Here is a 4,860-nt window from a genome sequence, read left to right on the forward strand (position 1 = left end):
GGCCTGCGCCGCGGCCTCGGCCGCGCCGGGCGCGACCCAGCCCGCGAGCAGATCCTGCAGCTCGCGCGCGCGACGCAGGCACGCGCCGAGCGATTCCGCGCGCTCGGCCTGACTCGCGAGCGCAGAAGCCAGCGCGTCGAGCGCCGCTTCGAGCGCATCGAGCGCGGCGAACAGCGGATGATCGTCGCCGAGTTGCGCGAGCGACATCCGCACGATCTGATCGTCGGCGAACGCGAGCCGCACGTCGCGCGCCGCGCGTTCGAGCGCGCCGCCGAGCTTTACCCATTCGACGGCGTCGCGCGCGTGACTGAGGCCCTCGGCGACCGTATCGCGCGCAAGTTCGAGAATCTGCGTCGTCGACAGCGTCTCGCCGAAAAACAGCGTCGCCGTCTCCGGCAGCTGATGCGCTTCGTCGAAGATCACCGTGTTCGCATTCGGCAGCAGCTCGGCCATGCCGGTGTCGCGCAGCATGATGTCCGCGAAGAACAGATGATGGTTGACGACGACGATGTCGGCCTGCTGCGCTTCGCGCCGCGCCTGCATCACGAAGCATTCCTTGTAGTGCGGACACTCCTGGCCGAGGCAGTTGTCGCGCGTCGACGTGACCATCGACCATACGGGCGCCGTCTCCGGCACGCTCGCGAGCTCGGCCTTGTCGCCGCTTTTCGTGATCTTCGCGAAACGGACGATCTCCTGCAGATACGCGGTGTCCTGCCGCGACGGCAGGCGGCCGTTGTCCGCGGTGCGCTGCAGATAGTAGTGGCACAGATAGTTCGCGCGGCCCTTCAGCATCGCGACCGTCACCGGCACCGCGAGCGCGTTGCGCACGGTCGGAATGTCGCGCAGGAACAGCTGGTCCTGCAGATGCTTCGTGCCAGTCGACACGATCACCTTGCCGCCCCACAGCATCGCCGGGACGAGATACGCATAGGTCTTGCCCGTGCCGGTGCCGGCCTCGACGATCAGCGTGTTGTCGCCGGCATCGGCGTCGGCTTCGTTCGCGGCGTCGCTCACGCCCGCGTCGGCGGCACCGCCCGCGCCGCCCCCGCCGCCCGTTTCGCCGAGCCGGCGCGCCGGCCGCTTGCGCGCTTCGAAGATTTCCGGCTCCGGCATCCGGCGCGCGGACGCCTCCATCGCGGACGCGACCGCACGCGCCATCTCGATCTGCGATGCGCGCGGACGATAACCGTCGAGCGCGCGCGCCAGCAACCCGCCGTCGCCGAAAATCGCGTCGAGTTCGTCGACGCGCTTGCGGCTCAGTTCGAAGGTGCCTTCGGACGCACGAACGCGCCCGGGCGACGCGTCGCGCCGGGCATCGGGGGTGGCTTCAAGCGGTGAATTCAAGGCAAGCGTTCCTGTATCCAGCGCCCGGGCGGCGCCGGCGCTTGCCAGGCCGCGCTCAGGCGCGCTTATCCGGTTCGAGCTGCGATTGCAGCATGATGATCTTGTCTTTGGCCAGCAGCTTTTCCTTCTTCAGCCTGTGCAACGTGAGGTCGTCGATATCGGAGCGGCCTTCCTTCAGTTCGATCTCGCGAGCGAGCTGCTGGTGCTGTTCCTGCAATGCAGCCAAACGGTTGTGCAATTCCTGCTGCTGTTCCGCGTGACGATTTTGCATATACGCCTCCTCATCGAAGCAGCGCGCCGACCGGCGTGCCGACGCGCACGAGCTGTTTCCGGATCAACTCAACACGTTACTGCCCCTGCTGTTGCTGCTGCTTGGCCTTCTCGGCCGCTTCCCGCTGACGCTGCTCGACCTCGGCCTTGTGCTGCGCGGCCTCCTTCTGCTTCTGCTCGTAGCGCGCCGCGTTCTCCGCACGCGCCTGCGCCTTCTGCGCGGCCTGGGCGTGCGCCTCGTCGAGCTTGCGCTGGAAATCGGCCTGCTTCTGGTCGTACGCCTGCTTGTTCGCCGCGCGCTGCGGCGCCTCCGCGCCGCGCTGCGCCTGCTTCACCGCATTCTGCTCCTGCTTGTCGCGGAACGCGGCCGCGTTCGCCGCCTCGTTCGCGGCGCGCTGCGGCGCCTCCGCCGCGTTCTGCGCCTGCTTCAGCGCGATCTGCTCGTCGCGCTGCTTCGCACGCACCGCGCGCTGCTCGTCGTCGAGCGCGAGCTGCGCCTGCCGGATGCTCGCGCGCTCCTCGCGCATCTTGTCGCGTGCGACGCCCAGGCAGTGATTGACGAAGAACCGGCTGTAGCAATCGTGCTCGGCCACCGCATAACGATAATCGTTTTCCGCGGAACGTTGATCGAGCACTTTTTGACGGGCGGCGAAATCGTCCGCGAGACCGGGCGCGGCAGGCGCCGACGCGGCGCTATCGGCCGTGACGGTCGAGGCCTGCGCGTACACGCCGGACGTGCCGACGGACAAAGCGGCGGCAAGCGCTGCGCCGAGCGCGACGAGAGAAAAACGGGAAGTTGGCAACGTCGTAGGAAAGCTGCGGGACATGTGTCAAATTCTATCACCGCCGGCTGGACGCTCTGCCATTTATGGCAAAATGCCCCGCTTCACTCACCCGCGGCATCTGGTCCGGCGGGCCCGCCATGCAGCCCGCCGCGCCGGGCATGCCGGCCCGCGCCGCGATTTCAGCAGGCAGAAGCTCATCAACGACATGACGGAAACCGTAGCACTCAAGATCGTACAGCGCATCGCCACCGAACTGTCCGTCCAGCCGCGCCAGGTCGCGGCCGCGGTGCAACTTCTCGACGAAGGCTCGACCGTTCCGTTCATTGCCCGGTATCGGAAGGAAGCGACCGGCAACCTGGACGACACGCAACTGCGCCAGCTCGAAGAGCGCCTCCTGTATCTGCGCGAACTCGAGGATCGCCGCGCGGCGATCCTGTCGAGCATCGAGGAACAGGGCAAGCTGACCGACGAACTGCGTGCGGCAATCGATGCGGCCGACAGCAAACAGGTGCTCGAAGACCTTTATCTGCCGTACAAGCCGAAGCGCCGCACGCGCGCCCAGATCGCGCGGGAAGCGGGTCTCGAGCCGCTCGCGCAGGCGCTGCTCGCCAATCCGATGCTCGATCCGCAAACCGAAGCGGCCGCGTACGTCGATGCCGACAAGGGCGTCGCCGACGTGAAGGCCGCGCTCGACGGCGCGCGCGACATCCTGTCGGAACAGTTCGGCGAGACGGCGGAGCTGCTCGGCAAGCTGCGCGACTATCTGCACGATCGCGGCGTCGTGTCGTCGGCGGTCGTCGAGGGCAAGGAAAACGAAGAAGGCGAGAAATTCCGCGACTATTACGACTACGCGGAGACGCTGAAGACCGTGCCGTCGCACCGCGCGCTCGCGCTGTTCCGCGGCCGCAACGCCGGCGTGCTGACGATCCGGCTGGGCCTCGGCGAGGAACTCGACGCGCAGGTGCCGCATCCCGGCGAAGCGATGATCGCGCGCCATTTCGGCATCGCGAACCAGAATCGCCCGGCCGACAAATGGCTGAGCGACGTGTGCCGCTGGTGCTGGCGCGTGAAGGTTCAGCCGCACATCGAGAACGAGCTGCTGACGCAGCTGCGCGAAACGGCCGAAACCGAAGCGATCCGCGTCTTCGCGCGCAACCTGAAGGATCTGCTGCTCGCGGCGCCTGCCGGCCCGAAGGCCGTGATCGGTCTCGACCCCGGCCTGCGCACCGGCGTGAAGGTCGCCGTCGTCGACCGCACCGGCAAGCTGCTCGCGACGGACACGATCTATCCGCATGAACCGCGTCGCGACTGGGACGGCTCGATCGCGAAGCTCGCGCGCCTCGCCGCGCAGACGCAGGCCGAACTGATCAGCATCGGCAACGGCACCGCGTCGCGCGAAACCGACAAGCTGGCGAGCGAACTGATCGCGAAGCACCCCGAACTGCGGTTGCAGAAGATCGTCGTGTCGGAAGCCGGCGCGTCGGTCTACTCGGCGTCCGAACTCGCGGCCAAGGAATTCCCGGAACTCGACGTATCGCTGCGCGGCGCCGTGTCGATCGCGCGCCGGCTGCAGGATCCGCTCGCCGAGCTCGTGAAGATCGAGCCGAAGGCGATCGGCGTCGGCCAGTACCAGCACGACGTGAATCAGCGCGAGCTCGCGCGCTCGCTCGACGCGGTCGTCGAAGACTGCGTGAACGCGGTCGGCGTCGACGCCAACACCGCATCGGCGCCGCTGCTCGCGCGCGTGTCGGGGCTGAACGCGACGCTCGCACGCAACATCGTCGACTACCGCGACGCGAACGGCCCGTTCCCGTCGCGCGAGCACCTGCGCAAGGTGCCGCGCCTCGGCGACAAGACGTTCGAGCAGGCCGCCGGCTTCCTGCGGATCAACGGCGGCGAGAATCCGCTCGACCGCTCGTCGGTGCACCCGGAGGCGTATCCGGTCGTCGAACGGATCCTCGCGAAGATCAACAAGCGCATCGACGACGTGCTCGGCAATCGCGACGCGCTGTCGGGCCTGTCGCCCGCCGAATTCGTCGACGAACGTTTCGGCCTGCCGACGGTGCGCGACATCCTGTCCGAGCTCGAGAAGCCCGGCCGCGATCCGCGCCCCGAGTTCAAGACCGCGACGTTCCGCGAAGGCGTCGAGAAGGTGTCGGACCTCGTGCCGGGCATGACGCTCGAAGGCGTCGTGACGAACGTTGCCGCATTCGGCGCGTTCGTCGACATCGGCGTCCATCAGGACGGGCTCGTCCACGTATCCGCGATGTCGACGAAGTTCATCAAGGATCCGCACGAAGTCGTGAAGGCCGGCCAGGTCGTGAAGGTCAAGGTGCTCGACGTCGACGTGAAGCGCCAGCGCATCTCGCTGACGATGCGGCTCGACGACGAAGCGGCGCCCGGCCTGTCGTCGCGCGGCGCGCAGGAACGCGGCACCGCCGCGCGCGGCGGCGCCCGCCCG

At 67.9% G+C, this 4,860-nt stretch carries 4 protein-coding genes; 1 reads left to right on the forward strand and 3 read right to left on the reverse strand.

Annotated elements, in window-relative coordinates:
• The 3 genes from HMPREF3115_RS14120 to HMPREF3115_RS14130 form a co-directional block, all read right to left on the reverse strand.
• A partial coding sequence (locus HMPREF3115_RS14120; protein WP_141751676.1) for an ATP-dependent DNA helicase occupies nt 1-1,344 on the reverse strand: 1,344 nt, incomplete at its 3' end.
• Nucleotides 1,345-1,399: 55 nt separating this feature from the next.
• Nucleotides 1,400-1,615 (reverse strand): HP1242/YdcH family protein, encoded by a 216-nt coding sequence (locus HMPREF3115_RS14125; RefSeq protein WP_006399940.1) that lies wholly within the window; start codon nt 1,613-1,615, stop codon nt 1,400-1,402.
• A gap of 76 nt (nt 1,616-1,691) precedes the next feature.
• Complete coding sequence (locus HMPREF3115_RS14130) at nt 1,692-2,441, reverse strand: hypothetical protein (RefSeq protein WP_070554826.1); 750 nt, start codon at nt 2,439-2,441, stop codon at nt 1,692-1,694.
• A gap of 163 nt (nt 2,442-2,604) precedes the next feature.
• Between HMPREF3115_RS14130 and HMPREF3115_RS14135 the strand changes: the two genes are divergently transcribed.
• On the forward strand, nt 2,605-4,860 hold a 2,256-nt coding region (locus HMPREF3115_RS14135), incomplete at its 3' end, for a Tex family protein (RefSeq protein ID WP_070554828.1).

The organism is Burkholderia sp. HMSC10F09, from assembly GCF_001806955.1.
Lineage (GTDB): Bacteria > Pseudomonadota > Gammaproteobacteria > Burkholderiales > Burkholderiaceae > Burkholderia > Burkholderia multivorans.

Excerpts from the sequence above, each read along its gene's own strand:
- HMPREF3115_RS14125 (WP_006399940.1), bottom strand. The coding sequence starts at position 1,615 with ATGCAAAATCGTCACGCGGAACAGCAGCAGGAATTGCACAACCGTTTG.
- HMPREF3115_RS14130 (WP_070554826.1), bottom strand. The coding sequence starts at position 2,441 with ATGTCCCGCAGCTTTCCTACGACGTTGCCAACTTCCCGTTTTTCTCTC.